At 61.1% G+C, this 24,248-nt stretch carries 28 protein-coding genes; 4 read left to right on the top strand and 24 right to left on the bottom strand.

Translation table 11 applies throughout. The annotated features are described in order from the left end of the window. The 6 genes from CAK95_RS17435 to paaN all read right to left on the bottom strand — a co-directional run bounded on the left by CAK95_RS17435 (window position 1) and on the right by paaN (window position 6,296). Entirely contained in the window at window positions 1-702 is a 702-nt protein-coding gene (locus tag CAK95_RS17435; protein ID WP_086089056.1) for an ABC transporter ATP-binding protein, read from the bottom strand. Further along, on the bottom strand, window positions 689-1,501 hold the full coding sequence (locus CAK95_RS17430; RefSeq protein WP_086089055.1) for an ABC transporter ATP-binding protein: 813 nt from the start codon (window positions 1,499-1,501) through the stop codon (window positions 689-691). Before CAK95_RS17430 ends, CAK95_RS17435 begins: the two co-directional genes overlap by 14 nt. Then, window positions 1,498-2,439 (bottom strand): branched-chain amino acid ABC transporter permease, encoded by a 942-nt coding sequence (locus tag CAK95_RS17425; protein WP_086089054.1) that lies wholly within the window; start codon window positions 2,437-2,439, stop codon window positions 1,498-1,500. Before CAK95_RS17425 ends, CAK95_RS17430 begins: the two co-directional genes overlap by 4 nt. Window position 2,440: 1 nt before the next feature. After that, window positions 2,441-3,313, bottom strand: coding sequence for a branched-chain amino acid ABC transporter permease (locus CAK95_RS17420; RefSeq protein ID WP_086089053.1), 873 nt, complete (start codon window positions 3,311-3,313; stop codon window positions 2,441-2,443). A 128-nt stretch (window positions 3,314-3,441) separates the two neighbouring features. Next, window positions 3,442-4,593, bottom strand: coding sequence for an ABC transporter substrate-binding protein (locus tag CAK95_RS17415; protein ID WP_086089052.1), 1,152 nt, complete (start codon window positions 4,591-4,593; stop codon window positions 3,442-3,444). A gap of 41 nt (window positions 4,594-4,634) precedes the next feature. Then, a complete protein-coding gene (gene paaN / locus CAK95_RS17410; protein ID WP_086089051.1) occupies window positions 4,635-6,296 on the bottom strand; it encodes a phenylacetic acid degradation protein PaaN in 1,662 nt (553 codons plus the stop codon). A gap of 197 nt (window positions 6,297-6,493) precedes the next feature. Between paaN and paaG the strand changes: the two genes are divergently transcribed. From paaG to CAK95_RS17390, 4 genes are all read left to right on the top strand, one after another. Next, complete coding sequence (gene paaG / locus CAK95_RS17405; protein ID WP_086089050.1) at window positions 6,494-7,291, top strand: 2-(1,2-epoxy-1,2-dihydrophenyl)acetyl-CoA isomerase PaaG; 798 nt, start codon at window positions 6,494-6,496, stop codon at window positions 7,289-7,291. 2 nt (window positions 7,292-7,293) lie between these two features. Further along, entirely contained in the window at window positions 7,294-7,728 is a 435-nt protein-coding gene (paaI, locus tag CAK95_RS17400; RefSeq protein ID WP_183044145.1) for a hydroxyphenylacetyl-CoA thioesterase PaaI, read from the top strand. A 114-nt stretch (window positions 7,729-7,842) separates the two neighbouring features. Further along, window positions 7,843-9,150 carry a phenylacetate--CoA ligase PaaK gene (paaK, locus tag CAK95_RS17395; protein WP_086089049.1) on the top strand — a complete coding sequence of 436 codons (1,308 nt, stop codon included), beginning with the start codon at window positions 7,843-7,845 and terminating at the stop codon, window positions 9,148-9,150. A gap of 173 nt (window positions 9,151-9,323) precedes the next feature. Next, a complete protein-coding gene (locus CAK95_RS17390) occupies window positions 9,324-9,950 on the top strand; it encodes a TetR/AcrR family transcriptional regulator (protein ID WP_086089048.1) in 627 nt (208 codons plus the stop codon). Window positions 9,951-10,078: 128 nt separating this feature from the next. Here the strand turns inward: CAK95_RS17390 and paaE are convergent, their stop codons facing one another. The 18 genes from paaE to urtC form a co-directional block, all read right to left on the bottom strand. Then, the gene (gene paaE, locus CAK95_RS17385) at window positions 10,079-11,161 is read right to left on the bottom strand and encodes a 1,2-phenylacetyl-CoA epoxidase subunit PaaE (RefSeq protein WP_086089047.1); all 1,083 of its coding nucleotides are present in this window, start codon (window positions 11,159-11,161) and stop codon (window positions 10,079-10,081) included. Window positions 11,162-11,168: 7 nt separating this feature from the next. Continuing rightward, the gene (gene paaD, locus CAK95_RS17380; RefSeq protein ID WP_086091489.1) at window positions 11,169-11,717 is read right to left on the bottom strand and encodes a 1,2-phenylacetyl-CoA epoxidase subunit PaaD; all 549 of its coding nucleotides are present in this window, start codon (window positions 11,715-11,717) and stop codon (window positions 11,169-11,171) included. A 104-nt stretch (window positions 11,718-11,821) separates the two neighbouring features. Further along, window positions 11,822-12,577, bottom strand: a complete 756-nt coding sequence (gene paaC, locus CAK95_RS17375) for a 1,2-phenylacetyl-CoA epoxidase subunit PaaC (protein ID WP_245303442.1) — start codon at window positions 12,575-12,577, stop codon at window positions 11,822-11,824. 128 nt (window positions 12,578-12,705) lie between these two features. Then, window positions 12,706-12,993, bottom strand: a complete 288-nt coding sequence (gene paaB / locus CAK95_RS17370; RefSeq protein WP_086089045.1) for a 1,2-phenylacetyl-CoA epoxidase subunit PaaB — start codon at window positions 12,991-12,993, stop codon at window positions 12,706-12,708. Between the two features lie 5 nt (window positions 12,994-12,998). Beyond that, entirely contained in the window at window positions 12,999-14,000 is a 1,002-nt protein-coding gene (paaA, locus tag CAK95_RS17365) for a 1,2-phenylacetyl-CoA epoxidase subunit PaaA (protein WP_086089044.1), read from the bottom strand. Between the two features lie 143 nt (window positions 14,001-14,143). Further along, on the bottom strand, window positions 14,144-14,935 hold the full coding sequence (locus CAK95_RS17360) for a PaaX family transcriptional regulator C-terminal domain-containing protein (RefSeq protein WP_280949883.1): 792 nt from the start codon (window positions 14,933-14,935) through the stop codon (window positions 14,144-14,146). A 250-nt stretch (window positions 14,936-15,185) separates the two neighbouring features. Next, window positions 15,186-15,806 (bottom strand): urease accessory protein UreG, encoded by a 621-nt coding sequence (gene ureG, locus CAK95_RS17355; RefSeq protein WP_086089042.1) that lies wholly within the window; start codon window positions 15,804-15,806, stop codon window positions 15,186-15,188. 118 nt (window positions 15,807-15,924) lie between these two features. After that, the gene (locus tag CAK95_RS17350) at window positions 15,925-16,620 is read right to left on the bottom strand and encodes an urease accessory protein UreF (protein ID WP_245303868.1); all 696 of its coding nucleotides are present in this window, start codon (window positions 16,618-16,620) and stop codon (window positions 15,925-15,927) included. A gap of 193 nt (window positions 16,621-16,813) precedes the next feature. Next, window positions 16,814-17,311 (bottom strand): urease accessory protein UreE, encoded by a 498-nt coding sequence (locus CAK95_RS17345; RefSeq protein ID WP_086089040.1) that lies wholly within the window; start codon window positions 17,309-17,311, stop codon window positions 16,814-16,816. A gap of 41 nt (window positions 17,312-17,352) precedes the next feature. Further along, on the bottom strand, window positions 17,353-18,051 hold the full coding sequence (locus CAK95_RS17340; RefSeq protein WP_086089039.1) for an energy transducer TonB family protein: 699 nt from the start codon (window positions 18,049-18,051) through the stop codon (window positions 17,353-17,355). A 50-nt stretch (window positions 18,052-18,101) separates the two neighbouring features. After that, on the bottom strand, window positions 18,102-19,814 hold the full coding sequence (ureC, locus tag CAK95_RS17335) for an urease subunit alpha (protein WP_086089038.1): 1,713 nt from the start codon (window positions 19,812-19,814) through the stop codon (window positions 18,102-18,104). Between the two features lies 1 nt (window position 19,815). Next, window positions 19,816-20,121 carry an urease subunit beta gene (locus CAK95_RS17330; protein ID WP_086089037.1) on the bottom strand — a complete coding sequence of 102 codons (306 nt, stop codon included), beginning with the start codon at window positions 20,119-20,121 and terminating at the stop codon, window positions 19,816-19,818. Beyond that, entirely contained in the window at window positions 20,118-20,309 is a 192-nt protein-coding gene (locus CAK95_RS17325) for a hypothetical protein (RefSeq protein ID WP_086089036.1), read from the bottom strand. Before CAK95_RS17325 ends, CAK95_RS17330 begins: the two co-directional genes overlap by 4 nt. Window positions 20,310-20,321: 12 nt before the next feature. Next, window positions 20,322-20,624 (bottom strand): urease subunit gamma, encoded by a 303-nt coding sequence (locus CAK95_RS17320; RefSeq protein ID WP_086089035.1) that lies wholly within the window; start codon window positions 20,622-20,624, stop codon window positions 20,322-20,324. A gap of 9 nt (window positions 20,625-20,633) precedes the next feature. Continuing rightward, a complete protein-coding gene (locus CAK95_RS17315; RefSeq protein WP_086089034.1) occupies window positions 20,634-21,470 on the bottom strand; it encodes an urease accessory protein UreD in 837 nt (278 codons plus the stop codon). A gap of 38 nt (window positions 21,471-21,508) precedes the next feature. Continuing rightward, entirely contained in the window at window positions 21,509-22,204 is a 696-nt protein-coding gene (gene urtE / locus CAK95_RS17310) for an urea ABC transporter ATP-binding subunit UrtE (RefSeq protein WP_086089033.1), read from the bottom strand. Between the two features lie 65 nt (window positions 22,205-22,269). Then, a complete protein-coding gene (urtD, locus tag CAK95_RS17305) occupies window positions 22,270-23,022 on the bottom strand; it encodes an urea ABC transporter ATP-binding protein UrtD (protein ID WP_086089032.1) in 753 nt (250 codons plus the stop codon). A gap of 4 nt (window positions 23,023-23,026) precedes the next feature. Then, a complete protein-coding gene (urtC, locus tag CAK95_RS17300) occupies window positions 23,027-24,187 on the bottom strand; it encodes an urea ABC transporter permease subunit UrtC (protein ID WP_086089031.1) in 1,161 nt (386 codons plus the stop codon). Window positions 24,188-24,248 lie beyond the last annotated feature (61 nt).

Here is a 24,248-nt window from a genome sequence, read left to right as displayed (position 1 = left end):
CTAAAGCCCAAGATACGCCGTCCGCACGCGCGCATCATTCAGCAATTCGCGGCCGGTGCCGGTATGCGAGATGCGGCCGGTTTCGATGACATAACCGCGATCGGCAATGGCCAGCGCCGCATAGGCATTCTGCTCGACCAGCAGCACCGTAATGCCTTGCCGCTTGAGGCCGCCGATGATCGCGAAAATCTGATCGACCAGAATGGGCGCGAGACCCATCGACGGCTCGTCGAGCAGCATCAGTTTCGGCCGCGCCATCAAGGCACGCCCCATCGCCAGCATCTGCTGCTGGCCGCCAGACAGCGCGCCGGCCGGCAAATGCCGCTTCTCAGCCAGCACTGGGAACGTCGCGTAGACGCCCTCGATATCGGTCGCGACCTCACCGTCCTTGCGCGACCAAGCACCGAGCTTGAGATTGTCCTCGACCGACAAGGGCGAGAAGACCTGCCGCCCTTCCGGCACCTGTACGATACCCTGCGCCACGCGAACATGCGGCGCAAGACGGTCGATCGGCTGGCCAAGGAATTTCACCGAGCCGCCGGACATCGGCTGCACGCCTGAAATCGCGCGCAGCAACGTCGTCTTGCCGGCGCCGTTGCTGCCGACCAGCGTGACGATCTCGCCCTGCTTCACCTCGAGCGAGAGGCCATGCAGCACTTCGATCCGGCCATAGCGGCTCGACAGATTGTCAACGATCAGCATCGCTGACCTCCTGCACAATCTCCTGACCAACTTCCTCGCTCGCCTGCGCGCCAAGGTAAGCGGCGATCACGGCCGGATTGGCGCGGATCTCCTGTGCCGTTCCCTGCGCCAGGGTGCGCCCCTGGTCGAGCACATGGATGCGATTGGAGATTTTCATCACCAGCTTCATGTCATGCTCAACCAGCACCACGGTGATCCCCTGTGCCGCGATCTTCTGGATCACCGCATCGACCTCGGCGGTCTCGACCGCATTGCAGCCTGCTGCGGGTTCGTCGAGCAGCAACACTTGCGGCTCGGCCGCGAGGGCGCGCGCGATCTCAAGACGCTTCAGCGCGCCATAGGGCAATTCGCCGGCGGGACGGTCGGCAAGCCCGCTCAGGCCAACCAGCGCCAGCAATTCGTCCGCCCGCTGTCGCGACTTCCGGTTCTGGGAGATGACCGAGGGCAGCCGCAACAAATGCGCCAGCACATTGCGATTCTCATGCAGATGGCAGCCGACCATCACATTTTCCGCGGCCGTCATGCGAAAGAAAATCTGCAAATTCTGGAACGTGCGCGACAGGCCGCGCCGCGCCAGAAGATGCGCCGGCAGATTGGTGACATCCTGCCCGTTCAGCATCACCTTGCCACGCGACGGCACGTAGAGACCGGAGATCAGATTGAACAAGGTGGTCTTGCCGGCGCCATTTGGGCCGATGATGGCGAAGATCTCGCCCTGATTGACGGAAAAGGTCACGCCATCGACTGCTTTCAGGCCGCCGAACTGGACTCCGAGATCGTCTGCGGCGAGAACGCTCATGACGTCCTCCGCCGGAACAGGTTCGCGACGCTCGGCACAATACCGGCCCGCAGGAAGATCATGAACACGATCATGATCAGACCGAGCGCGATATGCTCGTAATCGTGAAACACCGTCAGCATCTGCGGCAGGATTGTCAGCAAAGCCGCGCCGACCACACTGCCGAGGATCGAGCCGAGACCACCGAGGACCGCCATGGTGACGAATTCGATCGAGCGCAGGAAGCCGGCCGTCGCCGGGGTCACCAGACCATCGAACAGCGCAAGATAGGCGCCGGCGAGTGCGGCATAGATCGCTGACAACACAAACGCGATCAGCTTGTAGCGCGCGACGTCGATCCCAAGCACGCGCGAGGCGACCTCGCTGTCATGGATGGCGCGCAAGGCGCGGCCAGTCGGGCTATCGATCAGATTGACCGCAAGCAGCACCGCCAGCACCAGCGTGCAACCGGAAATCCAGTACCAGGTGACGGAACCGCGCGCGACCCAACCGAACAGCACCAGTCGCGGCACCGCCATGCCGTCCGGGCCCCCCGTGAAGCGCGCTTCATTGGTGAACACCATCGCAATGAGAATGCCCATGCCGAGCGTCGCCACCGCAAGATAATGACCTTTTAGCTTCAGGATCGGCCGGCCGATGATAAACGCGAGCAACCCGGCCAAAGCAACGCCGAGAATCAAGGCAAGCCAGCCAGGCATACCGAAATGCGTCGGCGCAACGGCAACGGCGTAAGCACCGATGCCGAAGAAGCCAGCATGACCAAGGCTCACCTGCCCGGCAAATCCCATCAACAGGTTCAGCCCCAGAACGGCGATGCTGAAAATGAAAACCAGCGCGGCGATGCGGAGATAAAATGTCGACGGCACGATGTACGGCAGCGCTGCGACCACGACAGCCACAATCAGCACGGCACCATATGTTCGCCAGAGGCTTGTCATGTCACACACGCTCGACGCCGGCGCGGCCGAACAAACCTTGCGGCATGACGAACAGCACAGCGAGAATGACAAGGAAGGCGATCGCATCCTTGTAGGCGGAAGAAATATAGCCGGCGCCAAAGGTCTCCAGCAGTCCGACAATCAGACCGCCGACAACGGCGCCGACGGGATGGCCCATGCCGCCGAGCATCGCCGCGGCAAAGCCCTTCAATGCCAGCAGCGTACCGACATCGTAATTCGTCAGCGTGATCGGCGTCACCAGAATGCCGCCGATCGCGCCGATCGCCGCCGAGACGCCAAAAGACAGGCCGACGATCAGCGCCGTGTTGATGCCGACGAGCCGCGCTGCGAGCCTATTGGTCGCGGTTGCGGTCATCGCTTTGCCGATCATGGTCCTGGTCGTCAGCACCCACAGCGCGACGACGATCAGCAACGTGCCGAGCAGCACGATCAGGCTCTGCGGCAACACCGTCGCACCGCCGATCTGGATCGGATCACTGCCTGCGAATGGCGGATAGGAATGATAATTCTTGTCGAACACCACCGCCGCGACACCGCGCAGCAGGATCGAAGCGCCGATGGTGATGATGATCAGCGTCACCGGCGACGCGCCCTTGGCCGGTTCGATCGCCAGGAGATGCAGCAGCATGCCGATGACGATGGCCGTCACGAGCGCGATCAATGCCGCGATCGGCAGCGGGATGCCGGCTGCGACGGCGAAGAAGGTCACCATGCCGCCGATCATGACGAATTCGCCCTGCGCAAAATTGATCACGTCGGAGGCGTTGTAGATCAGCGTGAATCCCAGCGCGACCAGGGCATAGATCGCGCCGATGGTCAGGCCGGAAAAGAGGAATTGGAGAAATTCGGGCATTGCCTTGCCGCTGTGCTGACTCTGTCATGCCCGCACTTGTTGCGGGCATCCACGTCTTCCCTTCGTCTCAAGCAAGATGGATGGCCGGGACAAGCCCGGCCATGACGCGTCTCTAGGCTTCTTGTGCCCTAATTCACAACCGTCCAGTCGCCGTTCTTGATCTCCAGCATACGGAAGGCCGACAGATCGAGACCGAGGTGATCGGACGGCGACATGTTGACGACGCCGCCGGTGCCCATGAAGTTCTTGGTCTTCTCGATCTCGTCGCGCACCTTGGCCTTGTCGGGGCCGCCCGCGCGCTTCATCGCCTCGACCAGGATCATCAGGCCGTCATACATGTGTCCGCCGAAGGTCGAGACCGGCTGACCGGTCTTGGCCTCGTAGGTTTTCTTGTATTCGGTCACGACTTTCTTCTGCGGATCGCTGTCCGGCAGCTTGTCGGCGACAAGCAGCGCGGCAGCCGGCAGACGCACGCCTTCAGCGGCAGCCGGTGTGGCAAGTTCGATGAACTGCTTCGTGCCGACGCCATGGCTCTGATAGAGCGGATAGGGAATGCCGAGCTGCTTGTAGTTGCGGGTGACAATCGCCGGCCCCTGGCTGAAGCCCGGATTGAGCACCGCCTGCACGCCGGCTTTGCCCTTGATGTTGGTGAGCTGCGCGGTCATGTCGTTGTCGCGCGGCTGATAGGTTTCCTCGTGAAGGACCTCGATGCCATATTTCTTGTTCACGGTCATGCATTGGTCGCGCATCGATTTTCCGAAGGCATCGGCGCCGGAGATCATCGCGATCTTGGTGAGATTGCGCTTCTTCATGTCCTCGAAAATCTTCTCGCAGGCCATGAGATCGGTATGCGGGGTCTTGAAATTCCATTTCTTGACCGGCGTCACCGCCTGCACCGCGCCGGCAAAATTGATCAGCGGAATCTCTGCGTCTTCCGCCAGCGGAATGATCGCCATCGTGCTGGCCGTGGTGGAACCTGCGAGCAGCGCATCGACCTTGTCCTGCTCGATCAGGCGGGTCGCGAAAGTGCGCGCCTGATTGGGGTCGCTGGCATCGTCATAAATGATGGCCTCGACCTTGCGACCGTTGATGCCGCCCTTGGCGTTAATGTCGGCGACATACATTTCCAACGTCTTCTTCTCGGGATCGCCGAGGAATGACGCGCCACCGGTCACCGACAACACCGATCCGATCTTGATCGGCGCCTGCTGCGCCTGTGCAAGGGGCACCGACAGCACCATTGCTGCCGCAGTTGCCAGCAGTCTGACTACAAGTCTCATCTTATATCCTCCCATGGATATTTTTTGACGTTGGTTTTTCTTTAAGCGGCTTTTTGGCGCCGCAACGGAGCGACGCGGAAACGATTGGCGACAAAGGCCGAGTCGGTCAGGCAGGCATTGCCGGCCGGATTGGCGCCGGAGACATGATAATCCGAGAATGCCGCCGACTGATTGACATAGATGCCGCCGGTCAAGTTAACGGACAATGCGACACCAGCGCGCGCAAAGGCATCCGCCGCCTTGTCGATCACGCGGTCATTCGTCGAATAAACCGAGGCTGTGATCGCGCCTTTGCGCTTGGCCGATTGCGCTGCGAGGATGATCGAGTCTTCAGTCGATTCCGTGCGGATCACAAAGGCGATGGGGCCGAAACGCTCCTCGCCCCAGGCGCGATCATCCTTGGCATCGACGGCCAGCAACAGCGGCGACGCCGTGCGCGCCTGATCAAAGCCGGCGACGGGTGCGGGTGCTGAATCGCGGACAACGCGGCCAAGCTTGCGCGCCTCGTCGACACGCTTGGCTGTCGCTTCGTTTTGTACGGCGCCGAGGATCGCTGCTGCGCGGTCGGGATCGCCGAGCAGTTTGTCGATCGCGGTCGCGACGCCGCCCGCGACATCGTCGAAGCTCTTATGCCCGTCATTCGTCTCGATGCCGCCCGACGGCACGAAAATATTCTGCGGCGCGGTGCACATTTGCCCCGAATAGAGCGACAGCGAGAACGCGATATTGGAGCACATACCGCGGAAATCGTGTGTCGAATCGATGACGATGGAGTTGATCCCCGCCTCCTCGGTGAAGACGAGATCGGTGCCGGCATTCTCCCGCACCCACTGGCCGAAGGCCGGCGAGCCGGTGAAATCGACGATCGCAACACCGGGATGCGTCACAAGATCCTGCGTGATCGGCGCATCGGCATTGTCCGGTGCCAGCATCAAGACATTCGGATCGAAACCCGCCTCTTTCAGCACGTCGCGGCCGATCTTCACGGTGATGGCGAGCGGCAGGATCGCGCCGGGATGCGGCTTGACGATCACGCTGTTGCCCGTGGCGAGGCTGGCGAAGATCGCCGGATAACCGTTCCAGGTCGGGAAGGTCGCGCAACCGATCACCAGCGAGATACCGCGCGGCACGATGCGCCAGGTCTTGTCGAGAACGATCGGATCGCCCTTGCCCTGCGGCTTGGTCCAGTTCACCGAACGTGGGACACGATTCATCTCCTCATAGGCATAGGCGATGGCCTCGAGTGCACGGTCCTGCGCGTGCGGGCCACCGGCCTGAAACGCCATCATGAAGGCCTGTCCCGTGGTGTGCATCACCGCGTTGGCCATCAGGAAGCTTTGCTTGTTGATGCGATCGACGATTTCAAGGCACACACCGACGCGATCCTCAATCGACGCCTGCGCCCAGCCCTCGCCCGCTTTCAGCGATGCATTGACGATCGCGTCCACATCCGCTGCTGCGTAAGTCGTGCCGAGCGGCATGCCGTAAGGCGAGACTTCCTTGCCAACCTGCGCCCCGCCGGGCTGACCAAGATCGAACGGCTTGCCCAGCATCGCCTTGAACGCGGCTTCGCCGTCGGCCTTGGCGGTTTCACCATAGATCCTGCCGCTGGCGATTTCCGGAAACGCGCTCCAATAGGCACGTGTGCGGCAGGCGTTAACGGCCTCGTCGAGCAGCGCGCGATGCGCCTCGAAAAAACTCATACTGTTTCCTCCCGGCGGGGCCGCATCCTGTTCGCCTTGCGGCCCGGCTGCGTTGACACCCGAATTCGAGACCCATATTAATTATCCGACCGTCCGGTCAGTCAAGTGCCTGTCGGTCGCATCCCTCTTCAAATTCCAGTTTGAGGGACATTAAAAGAATGGAGCGCAAAAGCGCCGGGGTTAGGGAGGACCAGCAAATGGACGAGAGTCCCATTCTCGTCGACAAGCGGCAGGGTTATCGCGTCATCACGCTGAACCGGCCGCAGCGGCTGAATTCATTTACCGAGAGTATGCATCACGCGCTGAAAGCCGCGCTTGACGATGCGCAGGCCGATTCCACCTGCCGCGCCCTGATGATCACAGGCGCAGGGCGTGGATTTTGCGCCGGTCAGGACCTGAACGACCGGCTGGCCAAGCCCGGCGAAACGATCGTGCTCGGCGGCACGCTCGAGGAATTCTACAACCCCTTGATCCGCAAACTGCGCGACCTGCCCTTTCCCGTCGTTGCCGCGGTGAACGGCGTTGCCGCCGGTGCCGGCGCCAATATCGCGCTCGCCTGCGACATCGTGGTGGCCGCCCAATCGGCAACCTTCCTGCAGGCCTTTTCCAAAATCGGGCTTGTGCCGGATTCCGGCGGCACCTGGTTCTTGCCGCGGCTGGTCGGCCCGGCCCGCGCGCGCGGTCTAGCCTTGCTGGCCGAACCGCTACCGGCCCAGAAGGCGAAAGACTGGGGCCTGATCTGGGAATGCTATCCCGATGACGAATTGATCGGTCAGGGCAATGAATTGTGCGAGCGCCTTGCCGCCGGGCCGACCTACGGCCTGTCGCTGATCAAGCGCGCGCTCGACGCCTCCGAAACCAACGATCTCAAAACGCAACTCGATCTCGAACGCGATCTGCAGCGCTCGGCCGGATCGAGCCCCGATTATGCCGAAGGCGTGAAGGCCTTCATGGAAAAGCGCGCACCGAATTTCACCGGCAAGAAAGGCTCCTGATCATGGATGCCGGTGAACTGGCCCGCGCCTGCGCCGAGCAGATGTGGGCGGACGATTCCGCGAGCAAGGGTCTTGGCATGCAGTTGATCTCGGTCGAGCCGGGCCGTGCCGTGCTGGCCATGACCATCACCGACAAGATGGTCAACGGCCATAACATCTGTCATGGCGGTTTCATCTTCACGCTGGCCGATTCCGCCTTTGCTTTTGCCTGCAACACCTACAACCAGCGGGCAGTCGCCCAGCATTGTGCCGTGACATTCATCGCACCGGGCAAGCTCGGCGACCGGCTGACGGCGCATGCGGTGGAACAGCAGCGCTTCGGCCGCTCCGGCATTTACGACATCACGGTCACGCGCGACGACGGCGCCGTCATTGCCGAATTTCGCGGCCATTCGCGAACGATCGAAGGCACATTGTTGTCCGGAGAGCGGTCGTGAGCGTTAGCGAAGAGATTAAAACAAGAAAACTCCGGCCTCATGCCGAGCAGCCGCCGCAGGCGGTCTCTCGACACGCGATGAGGCAAAGGAAAAATGCGCGATTGAGGAAACGCTATGGTCGATGCATCCTACAAGCCTTACGGACTTGAACCGATCGAAACTGCCTCGCGCGACGAGATCGCGGCGCTGCAGACGGAGCGGCTCGCCTGGTCGCTGAAGCACGCTTACGACAACGTCGAGGCATACCGGAAGAAATTCGATGCCGCTGGCGTGAAGCCGCAGGATTTCAAGCGGCTCGAAGACATCGCCAAATTTCCGTTCACGACCAAGGCGGACCTGCGCGAAAATTATCCGTTTGGCATGTTCGCGGTACCGCAGGACAGGATCGTCCGCATTCATGCGTCATCCGGCACGACCGGAAAACCGACCGTGGTCGGCTATACACAGGCCGATATCGACAATTGGGCGAACCTGATGGCGCGCTCGATCAGAGCATCGGGCGGACGGCCGGGCATGAAGGTGCATATCGCCTATGGCTATGGTCTGTTCACCGGCGGGCTTGGCGCGCACTACGGTGCGGAAAGACTCGGCTGCGCAGTGATTCCGGTGTCCGGCGGCATGACCGAGCGGCAGGTCCAGCTCATCTGCGATTTCAAGCCCGACATCATCATGGTGACGCCGAGCTACATGCTGGCGATCCTCGATGAATTCCGCGCCAAGGGCCTTGATCCGCGCGAGTCGTCTTTGTCGATCGGCATTTTCGGCGCCGAGCCCTGGACCAACCAGATGCGCGGCGAGATCGAAGAGGCCTTCGCGATGGACGCGGTGGATATCTTCGGCCTGTCCGAAGTGATGGGACCTGGCGTCGCCAACGAATGCGTCGAAACGAAAGACGGCCTGCATATTTGGGAGGACCATTTCTATCCCGAAGTGATCGATCCGGAGAGCGGCAATCCGCTGCCAGACGGCGAGAAGGGCGAACTCGTCTTCACCACGCTGACCAAGGAAGGTTTGCCGGTGATCCGCTATCGCACGCGCGACCTCACGCGCCTCCTGCCGGGCACCGCGCGAACGCATCGCCGCATGGAGAAGGTCACCGGCCGCTCCGACGACATGATGATCATCCGCGGCGTCAACGTGTTTCCGACCCAGATCGAGGAATTGCTTTTGCGCTGCCAGGGGTTGTCACCGCACTACCTGATCGAATTGTCGCGCCAAGAGCGGCTGGACGTCGCGACGATCTTTGTTGAGGCGCGGCCCGATTGCGGTGAGGCCACGACACGCAATGCCGAAGCCGCGGCGCTCGCCATGCATATCCGCAACACGATCGGCATCGGCATCAGCGTCATGGTCCGCGATCCGGGGACAATCGAGCGCTCGGCCGGCAAAGCGCGGCGTGTCGTGGACAAGAGACCGAAGTAATGCGCGCCGCCAACTCCTTCTTACCTCCCCCCTTGCGGGGGAGGTCGACCGCCGAAGCTGAAAGCGAAGACGGTCGGGAGGGGGGTAAATCGCAAGCACAAGGTTTGCCGCTTGCCCCCCTCCCCAACCCTCCCCCGCAAGGGGGGAGGGAGAACAGAGAGTGGTGCAAGTAAATGGCCCGTCCCCGCTCCGCCGATCACGACATCAAGCGCCGTGCGATCCTCGCGCAATCGGCGGGATTGTTTGCGAAGAACGGTTTCGACCGAACCTCGATGGCGGAAGTCGCGGCGGCCTGCGGCGTGTCGAAGGCCCTGCTCTACCACTATTATGTCGGCAAGGAGACACTGCTCTTCGACATCCTTCGTGAGCATCTGCAGGCTCTGATCGATGCGGTGAATGCGGTTGACCGTTCACTCGAGCCGCGTGTGCGATTGCGCGGCCTCGTTGGCGCACTGCTCGAAGCTTACCGCGATGCCGATCACGAGCACAAAATCCAGATCAACGAGATGTCGAAGCTGCCGGAGGATCGGCACGAGGCATTGGTCGGCATGGAACGTGAGCTGGTTGCGGTTTTTGCGGAGGCTATTGCCGACGCGCTGCCGGCCATTGCGCGCAGCAAGGAGCTGCTGAAGCCCGTGACCATGTCGCTGTTCGGCATGCTCAACTGGCATTACATGTGGTTTCGCGAACAGGGCGTGATGAGCCGCGAAGCCTATGCCGACTTGGCAACGACTGTTTTGCTGGAAGGCGCGCAAGCGCTGACTGTGCCGGCGCAAACGAAGACCAAGCGGAGGGCGTAGCTACAGCACCGCTTGTCCTCGCGAAAGCGGGGGCCCAGAATCTTTTGCGCTGGATTTCCGCCGGAGTTTTACACTCGGGCTGCGCGACGCACAGCCCCCGGGTGCGGGAATGAGCGGACAGGGATACATCAAACCTCGTCGTAATCGACGACGATTTCCTTGGTCAGCGGCCGCGCCTGACAGGTCAGCACATAGCCAGCTTCCATCTCCCACGGCTCGAGCGAATAATTCAGCTCCATATCGACCTCGCCTGAGACGAGCTTGGCGCGACAGGTGCAGCACATGCCGCCACGGCACGAATAGGGCATTTCCAGTCCGACCCGCTCGCCGGCTTCGATCACCGTTTCGCCATCGAACATCGGGACATTGTAAGCTGAGCCATGCAGCGTGATCCGCGCCTGCGCGACCGGTTTATCCTCGCTCGTGGCATCGGCATGGACCGCGCGGCGAGGCGCAATCGGCAAGCCATCCGTCGAAAAATACTCGATGTGAATCTTGGTATCAGGCGTGCCGAGCCTGAGCAGCGTCGTCTTCGCCTCCTCGATCATCGCGCCGGGACCGCACAGGAATGCATGATCAATCTCGTCCGCGGGCGCGAACGATTTCAGTAGCGTCTCGATCTTGTCGGCATCGATACGGCCGTTGAACAGATCGATATCCTGCTGCTCGCGCGACAGCACGTGGTGGACGACGAGACGGTCAAGGAATTGGTCCTTCAGGTCCTCCAGCGCTTCCTTGAAGATGATGTTCTTGGTTGTCCGGTTGCCATAGATCAGCGCGAAACGGCTGTTCGGCTCGCGCGTCAATGTGCTGCGCAGCAGCGACAGGATCGGGGTGATGCCGGAACCTGCGGCAATGGCGAGATAATTCCGCGATGCGTCGGGGTTCGGCATGACACCGAAGCGGCCTTGCGGTGTCATCACATCGATCACATCGCCGGGCTTGATCGCGTCGTTGCAAAGCGTGGAGAAGACACCGCCTTCAACCTTCTTGACGGCGACACGCAACTCGCCATCGTCGAGACCGGCACAGATGGAATAGGAGCGCCGGATGTCCTGTCCGTCGCATTCCTGACGGAGCGTTAAATGCTGCCCCGGGCTGAAACGATAATCGTTCATGAGCTCCGGCGGCACCGCAAAGGCGATCGACACGGCCTCCGGCGTCTCGCGGCGGACATCGGCAATGGTCAGCTTATGGAATTCGACGGCCATGGCTGTCTCATATGCATTTGAAATAATCGAACGGTTCGGCGCAGGCGCGGCAACGCCAGAGCGCCTTGCAGGCAGTCGAACCGAATTCAGAAATGCGTTCTGTGTCCGTTGACGCGCAGTGCGGGCAAGCAACTTGATCCTCGCCGAATAGAGCGCGGCGCGAGGCCTTGCCGGCCGGCGGCGCGATGCCGTATTTGCGGAGCGTCTCTTTACCCTTCTCGGTCATCCAATCCGTGGTCCAGGCCGGCGATAGCACCGTCTTGATGCGCGGCGTGACGAAGCCAACTTCTTCCAAAGCCAGCTCGACATTCAGTGCGATCAGATTCATCGCGGGGCAGCCGGAATAGGTCGGCGTGATCGTTACCTCGGCCGTGCCATCAACGATCTGCACATCGCGCAACACGCCAAGATCGGCGATCGAGAGCACCGGTATTTCCGGATCGACGACAGAGGCAGCGGCTTTCCAGGCGAGCGCGCGAAGGTCATCCGCGTCAGCGTCGTCACGCTCTCTCTTCTCCCTCCCCCTGGAAGGGGGAGGGTTGGGGTGGGGGTCCATTTCAGAAGCCGGCATGACCCCCGCCCGGATCGCTGCGCGATCCGACCTCCCCTTTTCAGGGGGAGGTAGAGTCTTGGCTATGGGCGTGCCCTTTACCATCGCAATCACCACTTCGCTCCCGGATAGGTGCGCTGGAGGAATTGCAGCTCGGTCAGGACATAGCCGAGATGCTCGCTATGCCGGCCGCTGCGGCCGCCACTCTGCATATAACCGTCGCTTGGACGCACCAGCGTCGCCTCGTCAAACACTTCATCCAGCATCTTCGACCAGCGCGCGCGGATGTTCAAAGGATCGACGGCGATACCGGCATCGATCAGCGCGCGTTCGACCTGATCAGTTTCGAACAATTCGCCGGTGAAGGGCCACAATTCATCAAGCGCAGATTGCGCGCGCCGGTGGCTTTCGTCGGTGCCATCGCCGAGACGGATGGTCCATTCGGCGGTGTGGCGGACATGATAGGCCATTTCCTTGACCGCCTTGGCGGCAATGGCCGCGAGCGTTTCATCCTTCGAGCGCGCAAGCGCCTCGAAATAGGGATGGGCGAAAGCGGAATAGAGCAAATGCCGAACGATGGTCTGCGCGAAGTCGCCGTTCGGCTGCTCGACCAGCAGAATGTTGCGATAGCCACCGGCGTCGCGGAGATAAGCGAGCGCGTCCTCGTCGCGACCTTTCCCCTCGATCTCGCCGGCATAAGTGTAGAACGACCGCGCCTGGCCGATCAGATCGAGCGCCAGATTGCCCAGCGCAAGGTCTTCTTCCAGCACCGGCGCATGACCCACCCATTCCGACACGCGATGACCGAGGATCAACGCATTATCGGCAAGCCGCAGCGTGTAGGCGAAAAGCGGGGTTTCGGTCATTTGCACCTCGGCTCTCATCCTTCGAGACGCATTGCTTCGCAATGCTTCTCGGGATGAGGATTTGAGTTCTTCACCCTCATGGTGAGAAGCGATGCGCAGCATCGCGTCTCAAACCATGAAGGCCCGCATCACATATGGCCAACCTCATCCGGCACTTCGTAGAAGGTCGGATGTCGGTAGATTTTCGACGCGGTCGGCTCGAACAGCGTATCCTTGTCGACGGGATCAGACGCCGTGATCGCAGACGACGGCACTACCCAGATCGACAGCCCCTCGCCGCGCCGCGTGTAGACATCGCGCGCATTCTGCAAGGCCATTTCGGCATCGGCGGCATGCACGGAGCCGACATGACGATGCGCGAGCCCGGTACGGCTGCGGATGAACACTTCCCAGAGCGGGATATTCTTTTCGGTCATTCGAATCACTCCGCTGCAATGCGCATCGCTGCATCACGCCGCGCCTTGCGCTTTTCCGCATAGGCCAGCGCCGCTTCGCGCACCCAGACGCCATTTTCGGTGGCATCCTTGCGCTGTTTCATGCGCTGTCGATTGCAGGGGCCATCCCCGGCAATGACGCGCTTGAATTCGGCCCAGTCGATCTCGCCGAACTCCCAGTGCCCGGTCTCCTCGTTGAGCTTCAAATCGGCGTCCGGGAAGGTCAACCCGAGATAGTGCCCCTGCGGCACCGTGGCATCGACGAATTTCTGCCGCAGCTCGTCATTAGTGAAGCGTTTGATCTTCCAACGCATCGATTTGTCGGTGTGCTGCGAATCCTTGTCCGACGGCCCGAACATCATCAGCACCGGCCACCACCAGCGGTTCAGCGCTTCCTGCGCCATCGCCTTCTGCTCGGGCGTGCCGTCACGGCACAGCGTCACCATGATCTCGTAGCCCTGACGCTGATGGAAACTCTCTTCCTTGCAGATGCGGATCATCGCCCGCGCATAAGGACCATAGGAGCAACGGCACAACGGAATCTGGTTCATGATCGCCGCGCCATCGACCAGCCAGCCGATGATGCCCATGTCCGCCCAGCTCAGCGTCGGATAATTGAAGATCGAGGAATATTTCTGCTTGCCGTTGAGGAGTTGTTCGACAAGTTCTTCGCGCGAAACGCCAAGCGTTTCGGCGGCCGCATAAAGATACGCGCCATGACCGCCCTCGTCCTGCACCTTGGCCAGCAGAGCGGCCTTACGCTTCAATGACGGCGCACGGGTGATCCAGTTTCCTTCCGGATGCATGCCGACGATTTCGGAATGCGCGTGTTGCGCAATCTGCCGCACGAGTGTCTTGCGATAGCCTTCGGGCATCCAGTCGTTCGGCTCGATTTTTTCTTCGGCGTCGACACGGGCCTGAAAGCGTGCTTCGCGGACAGGATCTTCGGCAGCATGCGCTTCGCGCGTGTTCAGCGATTGCGTGTACATAGCGTTCCTCTGGCGCTGTTTTACTTCGCCTTCCGCCGGGTTAACGCCCGATCTTCGGATTTGAGAACACTTATAATATTACAAAATTATCTGACGTCAATATTTTCCGTAATGTTTCTAAGGGAAGATCCTAACTGACTGATTCAGCTTGAAAATCTCTTGTGAAAACGGGCGTCTGGCGGCGGCAAAGGCCCTTCTTCGTTCTGCCCATGCGCGTCGAGAAAGCGCTCCGACGGGGCGACGACGGCCGCATAGATGCGACCGGCAAGCGCCCGCGCGGCCTCGCCGCTCCAGTCCTGCGGCAACAGATCGGCCGGCAAGGCGGGATCGCGCAACACGACACGACGGAAGGCGTGGATCAGCAGCGTGCGCGCAACCAATGCTTCGTCGTCCTTCAGCGCCTGCCTGTCGAGCAGGACCGCCAAAGGTGAGAACTGCGCGATGAAGTCGCGATAGCCCTGCGCTATCTCGTCCAGCCGCCATGCCGCTCCGGCAAGATCGCGCTGGTCCTTCTCCTCCGGCGTCAGGACGAACAGACCTGCCGCCCGCAATTCCGATGGCGGACTTCCAAGACCGACATGGATGGCCGGCGACACCGGCGCAAAACCGGCTGCTTTCAATCTGGTTCGCAAGGCTGCGGCATCGGTCACGGCCGGACCGATCAAGGCCACGCGCAATGCGCCGTGCCTGACAGGAATGGACGAATAGATGCGCTGCGTGGCTTGCAGGAATTCGTCCTCGCCAACATGCGACAGGCGGTAATAGCTGGCGCGGCCACGCTTGGTGCTTGACAGCCAGCCATCCGACGACAATCGCGATACCGCCGTGCGCACATGTCCGGCGTCGATCCCGAACAGCGCCATGATCTCTATCAGCGAACCGATCCATAGCGATCCACCGCGCGGTACGATGGCGTCGCCGTAGAGGGTGACGATCAGCGACCAGATCCGCGCCGGCTTGCGGGCGTGGAATTGGTTGAGGAGCGAGGTGATGGGGGGATAAAATGCATCATGTCATGGCCGGGCTTGTCCCGGCCATCCCGCTTAGGAGAGCACTTGCGTCCCTTATCGGGATCGCAATGCAACTCGCGTATACGCGAGTTGCGCCCACATAAGAAGCCGCAAGTCAGGTAAACCTGACTTGCGGTGTCAAGCCCGGCGATGACGAAAGTCTTGGATGAAACCGTTAGTGCCCCAGCCCACCCTTCTCCTCGATGAACTTGGCGATTTCGTCCACCCCCTTGCCCTCGTGCATATTGGCAAACACGAACGGCCGGGTGTTGCGCATCTTCTTGGCGTCGCGGTCCATCACCTCGAGCGATGCCCCGACATAAGGCGCGAGATCAATCTTATTGATGACCAGAAGATCAGAACGGGTGATGCCGGGACCGCCCTTTGACGGGATCTTGTCGCCGGCGGCGACGTCGATCACGTAAATGGTGAGATCGGCGAGTTCTGGGGAGAACGTCGCCGCGAGATTATCGCCGCCGGATTCGATCAGCACGAGATCAAGCTCCGGAAACTTTACGCGCATGTCGGCGACCGCAGCCAGATTGATCGAGGCATCTTCGCGAATGGCCGTGTGCGGACAACCGCCCGTCTCGACGCCGGCGATGCGTTCGGGCGCCAGTGCACCGGAACGAACGAGATATTCGGCGTCCCATTTCGTGTAGATGTCGTTGGTAATCGCAGCGATCTCGTATTTATCGCGCAGCTTTTTACACAGCGCGTCCATCAGCGCAGTCTTGCCGGAGCCGACCGGACCGCCGACACCAACACGCAACGGACCGTTTGGGTTCTTGCTCATGCGACTACTCTGTTGTTTGTCATGGCCGGGCTTGACCCTGCCACCCCGCTTAGGAGGGCAAGGTTGTGCGTCCCTGATCGGGATCGCCGGGTCAAGCCCGGCGACGACGAGTGGAGAGTCATGATCTAAACAACCTCGTATATTGTGTCTCATGTCGCATCGAAGCGAGATCGGCGCGGAACGTGGCGCTGCCGATATCGTCCAGCGATGACGTGAGCGCCCTCGCCGCTGTGACAACGATTACCGGCTCCAGCGCTGCCAGCACGCGCTGGCCGTCGGTCTGCCCGAGCGGGATCAGCCGCACGCCGGCGGAAATCCAGTTGGCCGCGACCGCGTGAAGGAGAGCCGGTAACGCGACGTCCACCGTCATGCCGTGGCCCGCGCAAGTGACGCCGACCGCGACGGGATAAGCGACCGGGCCATCCCACGCCTTTGCCAGCAGCGACAGGCTCTCGCACGCCCAGGCCGCGCGGGTGGCATCGATGAAGGCCCGCCCCTGCGCCGTGGTTTCGAGATGACGCTCCTTGGTCGGCGAGAAAGCCGCGGCCAGTTCGGCCACGTCGCGCAACGCGGCTTCATTATCATCCGATGTCGCGCGATGCGCATGCACGAACAGCACGGCGTCGCAAAATCCTGCGCCGTTGCTCATCATCAGCGAAAGCCAGTCGATCAGCGTCGCTGCATCTTTGATATCCCCGGCTTCCACCACCCATTCGATGCCGCTGGAATAGGAGAATGCGCCGACGGGATAGGACGGCGACAGCCACGCCATCAGGCGATAGAGGAATGCACTCCCTCCACGATCACCGGACAGTTCACTCCCCCCTTGTGGGGGTGAGTTAGGGAGGGGGGTGGCTAGAGGCTGCGCCTGATCACGGATATTCCCCTCCCGCCCGCCGTCGCTTGGCTCCGGCGGTCGACCTCCCCCACAAGGGGTGAGGTAAACATGCCGCGACTGCTTGCGCTCCTGCCGCTCTCCCTTTTTCCGCAGCGGCAAATTTCTCTTCCTACCGCTCATGGTCGTGGCCGTGATGATCACCGTGATGATGGTGATGCGCGTGCTCATGATCATGGCTGTGCGGCACCGTCGCATGCGGCTCGAACGGCGCATCGATCAAAGTCACCGTCGCGCCGAGCCCGCGCATCATATCCTCCAGCACATGATCTCGTCGGATGCGAATGCGTGAACCTGTGATCTGCACGTCGGTGTGCCGGTTGCCGAGATGCCAGGCGAGACGCACGAATTCGCGCGGCGACGAGGCAGCGATTTCCGCCAGCGGCTCCGGCATGCCGGCCACCAGAACGATGGAGCCGTCATCCAGCACCAGCCCGTCGCCGTGATGCAAAGTCACCGGGCTTACAAAATCGAGCAGAAACTGTGTGCCGTTTTCGCCAGTCAGCACGATACGGCGGCGCGTACGATCATCCGCATCGAGGGTGACACGGTCGACAGCCTCGGCCATCACCCAGGAACCGGCGGGCTTAATGTTCGTGACCCGATACATCTCACTCTTCGTCAACGAGCTGGCCTTGTCTCAACTCCCATCTAAAAAAACGGGCGCAACGCATTCACATTGATCGGCGCCGAAAAACTAAAGTTATTTCCCGGGATATCAGAAGGAGCCGTCGGGAAGGGGCCTGCATCGGCCACCATTCGCAAAACTGAATCATCCAACGATTTATTGCCGGAACTTTTCCGGATGCCGCGCGAGAGAACCTGGCCAGACCGGCTCAGCGAAAATCCTACAACAACAGTGCCACTGATATTATTCCGCAGCAAGGGCGCGGCATGGCGATAAAGATGCAGCACGATTGCCCGTCGCCATTGTCCAGGGCCCACCCGATTTTCGAAATGGATCGGAACGGACAACGTCATCGTGTCCGCGCCTGAGCCCATCGGAAGTGGCGGGAATGCCCCCACACCCGACACGACCTGGAGAGCAATCTTGTCCAGCGCCGCGCGGCCGGAGGACTTCTGCACATGCCGCGAACGCACGCTGCCATCGCGATTGATTTGCAAGCCAATAACTGTTCTGGCTGAAGTGGCCTTGGCACCGAGACTGTTAATCGCTTGAGCAAGCTGCGGCTTGGACTGATTCAGGTGCTGTGCAATGCGATGCGTTGCCCCTCTCTTCCACCCTGCCATGGCTGGCGAAGTCTGAGCTTGCGCGTTGGCCTGAAGGGACGCTCCAATCATGGCTGTTAAAACAAGAAAAGAAAAACCCACAAAACTGAAAGCGCGCATGACCTTAGGCTGCTCCAAAAAGCAATGCTTAAAAGCGTTCCGTGATTCTATTAGAACAGGAAATACCGTTGCGCCATCGGCAGCACGTCGGCGGGCTCGCAGGTCAGCAATTCGCCATCAGCCCTCACTTCATAGGTTTCCGGGTCAATGTCGAGCTTTGGCGTCGCACCGTTGTGGATCATGCTCTTTTTGGAGATGCCGCCGCGGGTGTTTTTCACCGCCACCATCTGCTTCTGGATGCCGAGTTTCTTGCCGAGCCCGGCGCGCACGGCGGCGTTTGACGTGAACACCACCGACGACGCGGTCAGCGCGCGGCCGAAGGCGCCGAACATCGGCCGGTAATGCACTGGCTGCGGCGTCGGGATCGAGGCATTGGGATCGCCCATCTGCGCGGCGACAATCGAGCCGCCCTTGATGATGCAATCGGGCTTCACCCCGAAAAAGGCCGGCGACCAGAGAACGAGATCGGCCATCTTGCCCTTTTCAATCGAACCGATGACATGCGAGACGCCATGCGCGATTGCCGGGTTGATCGTATATTTGGCGATGTAGCGTTTGGCGCGGACGTTGTCGTTGTCACCTTTTTCGTCCTTCAGACGCCCGCGCTGGCGCTTCATCTTGTCGGCGGTCTGCCAGGTGCGGATGATGACTTCGCCGATCCGGCCCATCGCCTGGCTGTCCGAAGACATCATCGACAGCGCGCCGAGATCGTGAAGAATGTCTTCGGCCGCGATGGTCTCCTTGCGGATACGGCTTTCGGCAAAGGCGAGGTCTTCGGCAATCGACGGGTCGAGATGGTGGCACACCATCAGCATGTCGAGATGTTCGTCGATGGTGTTCTTCGTGAACGGCCGTGTCGGATTTGTGGAGGACGGCAGCACGTTCTTCAGGCCGGCCACCTTCATGATGTCGGGCGCATGGCCGCCGCCCGCGCCTTCGGTGTGAAAGGCGTGGATGGTGCGGCCCTTGAAGGCCTTGATCGTGTCCTCGACGAAGCCGGATTCATTCAGCGTGTCGGTGTGGATCATCACCTGGATGTCGTGATCGTCGGCGACGCTGAGACAATTGTCGATCGCCGCCGGTGTCGTGCCCCAGTCTTCGTGCAGCTTGAGCGCACAGGCGCCGCCCTTCACCATTTCTTCGAGCGCGGCCGGCCGCGAGGCGTTGCCCTTGCCGGCAAAACCGAGATTGACCGGGAATGCATCCGCTGCTTGGATCATGCGGGCGATGTGCCACGGGCCTGGCGTACAGGTGGTGGCGAAGGTGCCATGCGCCGGTCCCGTGCCGCCGCCAAGGAGTGACGTCACGCCGGACATCAGCGCATCATCGATCTGCTGCGGGCAGATGAAATGGATATGCGTATCGAAGCCCCCGGCGGTGAGGATCTTGCCCTCGCCCGCGATCACTTCGGTGCCCGGTCCGACGATGATGGTCACGCCCGGCTGGATATCCGGATTGCCGGCCTTGCCGATGGAGTGGATCTTGCCGTCCTTCAACCCGACATCGGCCTTCACGATGCCCCAGTGATCGAGGATCAGCGCATTGGTGATGACGGTGTCGACCGCGCCCTGCTTGTTGGTGATTTGCGACTGCCCCATCCCGTCACGGATCACCTTGCCGCCGCCGAACTTCACCTCCTCGCCATAGACGGTGAAGTCCTTCTCCACCTCGATGATGATGTCGGTATCGGCCAGCCGAACGCGATCGTCCTTGGTGGGGCCGAACATGTCGGCATAGACGGACCGTTTGATCTTCACGGGCATGTCACAGCTTCCCCATCACATCGCCGCGGAAGCCGTAGATCATGCGCTTGCCGGCGAGCGCGACGAGCTGGACCTCGCGCGTTTGCCCAGGTTCGAAGCGAACCGCGGTGCCGGCGGCGATATCAAGCCGCATGCCGCGCGCCTTCTTGCGATCGAATGTCAGCGCCGGGTTGGTTTCGAAGAAATGATAATGCGAGCCGACCTGGATTGGTCGGTCGCCGGTATTCGACACGCTGAGCGTGATGGTCTTCCGGCCGGCATTCAGCTCGATTTCGCCATCGGCGATAAACATTTCTCCGGGGATCATTTGCGGGCCCTTCTCGAAAGGGCGAACAAAACAGCGCCCGCTCCGACCATGACGGCAGCCATGAGCAAGGCGGCGGTATCCGGTAGCCAGCTGATGCCGTGCGGATGCTCGTGTTCCAACACAGAGATATGCGCAAAAGCCGGGGCCGTCGTCAGAATCATCGCCACAGCAGAAACCAGCGTTTTCATTGCATAAATCCTTCAGCGGATCGGTTCATGTACGGTGACGAGCTTGGTGCCGTCGGGAAATGTCGCCTCAACCTGAATGTCGTGGATCATCTCCGGGATGCCGTCCATCACCTGTGCGCGTGTCAGAACCTGCGCGCCATCGCGCATCAATTCCGAGACGCTGCGGCCATCTCGCGCGCCTTCGACAATGAAATCGGTGATCAGGGCGACCGCCTCCGGGTGGTTGAGCTTCACGCCACGCTCCAGCCGCCGCCGCGCCACCTGAGCTGCCATCGCGATCAGCAATTTGTCCTTTTCGCGTGGTGTGAGCAACATCGCCTTCCCTCAATTCGTCCAGAGCCGCGGCAGCGCACCGCCAACCACATTGAGCACCGAAACCAGATCGCGCCGCAAGGCCGCAGCATCAACTGAACACAAACGGATGACGGCGATGTCATTCCAGGCCGACACGCCAGCCTCCGACGATAAATCCTCGATCAGAGCGCGCAGCGATTCGACGATGCTGTCATGGCCCGGCGCCATGATGATGGTCGCGAGCGCCACGGCGCCCTTTCCGGTCGCCGGCCGTGCCAGCAAGGCGCTGACGTCCCCATCGAGCTTCAGCGTTTCGGCAAAAACCAGCCGGCCATTGCGGCGAATGCGCCAGCGGTCGACCAATTCGCCGCTCCGAACCGTCTCGTTCATCGCCGCGCGGCCGAAGATCACAGCCTCGACCATCAGCAGCGATGCGGTATCGTCGAGATCGACGCTGATGTCGCGGTGCAGCCGGGTCTCGTCGAACAGGATCGTTTCCTGCGGCAGCCAGCGCAAAGCCGCGCCCGATGCGACCGACAGCGAAACATTCATCCGCGCCGGCGTGTCAATGGCGCGATAGATCTTTTCCGCGGCGGCCGTCGTGACCGCCAGCCGTGCGTTGTCGGACGCTGCAATCGACACACTGAAGTCATCCCCCCCGGCGACGCCGCCGGCGGTGTTGACGATGACTGCCTCGCTTTCGATGCCGTCCGTGTTGGGAAAGCGGATGCGATAGGAGCCGGATTCTTCCACCTGCCGACGCCGCGTTCGGCCATCGGACACGGTAACCGACACGGCAATATGCCCGCGGGCGCGGTTATTGGCAAAGATGCTTGCGCTGTCGGCTTTGCCTGTTGCTGGCGTCATGACTGCCTTTTAGCACAAGCTGCGAACGAAGTTCACGCTCAGAGCGCCAGCGCGCGCTTCAGAGCCGGCTCGTCGAGGTCATCCTTGCCAGACGAATAGACCACCGAACCGCGATCCATCGCCACGAAGCGGTCGCCCAGTTCGCGCGCGAAATCGTAATATTGTTCGACCAGCACGATCGCCATCGTTCCGAGCCCGCGCAAATAGGAAATGGCGCGGCCGATATCCTTGATGATCGAGGGCTGGATGCCTTCGGTCGGCTCGTCGAGCAGAAGCAGCTTCGGCCGCATCACCAGAGCCCGACCGATCGCCAATTGCTGCTGCTGGCCACCAGACAGATCGCCGCCGCGGCGGCGGAGCATGTTGTTCAGCACCGGAAACAGCGAGAAGACATCGTCGGGTATGTCACGTTGATCGCGCTTCAGCGGTGCGAAACCGGTTTTGAGGTTTTCCTCGACGGTCAACAACGGGAAGATCTCGCGGCCCTGCGGCACGAAGGCAATGCCGGAACGGGCACGCTGATAAGGCTTAAGGCCGTTGATGCTCTTGCCGTCCCACTCGATGGCACCCTTGCTGACGGCCTCCTGGCCGACAATCGCACGCAGCAAGCTGGTCTTGCCGACGCCGTTACGCCCCAGCACACAGGTGACCTCACCCGGTTTTGCAACCAGCGACACGCCGCGCAGCGCCTGCGCCGCGCCGTAATGAAGATCGATGGCCTTTACGTCGAGCATAATCTTTTTGCCTTGCTACGCATGGCCTGACCCGTAGACCGGCGTCCACTATTCGAGACCATGTGCTACCGTCCTAAGTAGACCTCGACGACCCGCTCGTTGGTCGAAACCTGATCGATCGATCCTTCCGCCAGCACCGAGCCTTCGTGCAGGCACGTCACCTTGACGCCGAGTTCGCGCACGAAATGCATGTCGTGCTCGACCACGACCACGCTCTTCTCGTGATTGATTTCCTTCAGCAGTTCCGCCGTCTGCATCGTTTCCGCGTCGGTCATGCCGGCAACCGGTTCATCCACCAGCAACAGCTTAGGTTCCTGACCGAGCAGCATGCCGATCTCGAGCCATTGTTTCTGGCCATGTGACAATGAGCCGGCCAGCCGCGCGCGGGCCGGATTCAGGCGAATGGTATCGAGGATGCGGTCAATGCGTCGCGCGTCTTCGGCATTGGGCTTCCAACTGATGGCCGCACGCGCGGTCCTGTTACTCTTCAGCGCCAGCAACAGATTATCTTCCACCGAATGCATTTCGAATACGGTCGGCTTCTGGAACTTGCGCCCGATACCGAGCAAGGCAATTTCGGTTTCGTCAAGTTTTGTGAGATCGCGCTCACCTTCGAACAGGGCATCCCCCTCGTCCGGCCGCGTCTTGCCGGTGATGACATCCATCATCGTGGTCTTGCCGGCGCCATTTGGCCCGATGATCGCACGCATCTCGCCGGGCTCGATGGCCAGCGACAGATTGTTCAGCGCCTTGAAGCCATCGAAGGAGACGGAGACGCCGTTGAGATACAGCAAGGCGTTCGTGGTTCGCATTTCCATTCGCTCACTCCGCCGGCTTCACGACGGCATCCGCGACGGGCTCGCTGCCCCTCACAGCGGCCCGTCGCGCCTGTCGCTCGGACCACCAATGGGAGATGGTGCCCACGATGCCCCGCGGCAGAAACAGGGTGACGCCGACAAACAATCCGCCGAGCAGGAACAGCCAGTAAGGCGCGAGGAAGCCTGTGGTGAATGTCGTCTTCGCATAATTGACAAGGATCGCTCCCAGCACTGCACCGGTGAGCGTGCCGCGTCCGCCGACCGCGACCCAGATCACCGCCTCGATGGAATTGGCCGGTGCAAACTCGCCCGGATTGATGATGCCGACCTGAGGCACATAGAGCGCGCCGGCAACGCCAGCCATGCAGGCGGACACGGTCCAGACAAACAGCTTGTAGGATTCGACCCGATAGCCGAGGAAGCGCGTCCGTGATTCCGCATCGCGGATCGCAACAAGGACCTTGCCGAATTTCGAGGTCACCAGCTTACGGCAGATGACGAAACAGATGCCAAGCGCGAGACACGAGATCGCGAACAAAGCGGCGCGCGTCGATTGCGCCTGCACGTTGAAGCCGAGGATGTCCTTGAAGTCGGTCAGGCCATTGTTGCCGCCGAAACCGAAATCGTTGCGGAAGAACGCCAGCATCAGCGCAAAGGTCATCGCCTGGGTGATGATCGACAGATACACGCCGGTGACGCGCGAGCGGAACGCGAACCATCCGAACACAAAGGCCAGGACGCCAGGCGCCAGCAGCACCATCAGCATGGCATAAGGGAAAGACTGGAAGCCGTACCAGAAGAACGGCAGCTCCTTCCAGTTCAGGAAGACCATGAAATCCGGCAGAACCGGATTGGCGTAAACGCCGCGGGTGCCGATCTGCCGCATCAGATACATGCCCATCGCGTAACCGCCAAGCGCGAAGAAAGCGCCATGGCCGAGCGAGAGAATGCCGCAATAGCCCCAGATCAGATCGATCGAGAGCGCAAGCAACGCGTAGCAGATATATTTGCCGAACAGCGCAACCGCATAGGTCGGCACATGCAGCGGCGACGACGGCGGCAGCAGCAGGTTGGATAGTGGAATGAGAATCCCGACGGCCGCCAGAATCGTCAGGAAAACGATCGCGCTGCGATCCAGCGTGCGAATGATTGGCCCGCCGGTCATGCAAACGCACTTTCGTGATGGCGCTCCCCGGGCGCAGCGCGGCATGCAATGATGCGCTGCA

The sequence above is a fragment of the Pseudorhodoplanes sinuspersici genome, from assembly GCF_002119765.1.
GTDB lineage: Bacteria > Pseudomonadota > Alphaproteobacteria > Rhizobiales > Xanthobacteraceae > Pseudorhodoplanes > Pseudorhodoplanes sinuspersici.
Note: the sequence above shows the minus strand (reverse complement) of the source record. Positions and strands in the feature narration are given on the sequence as shown.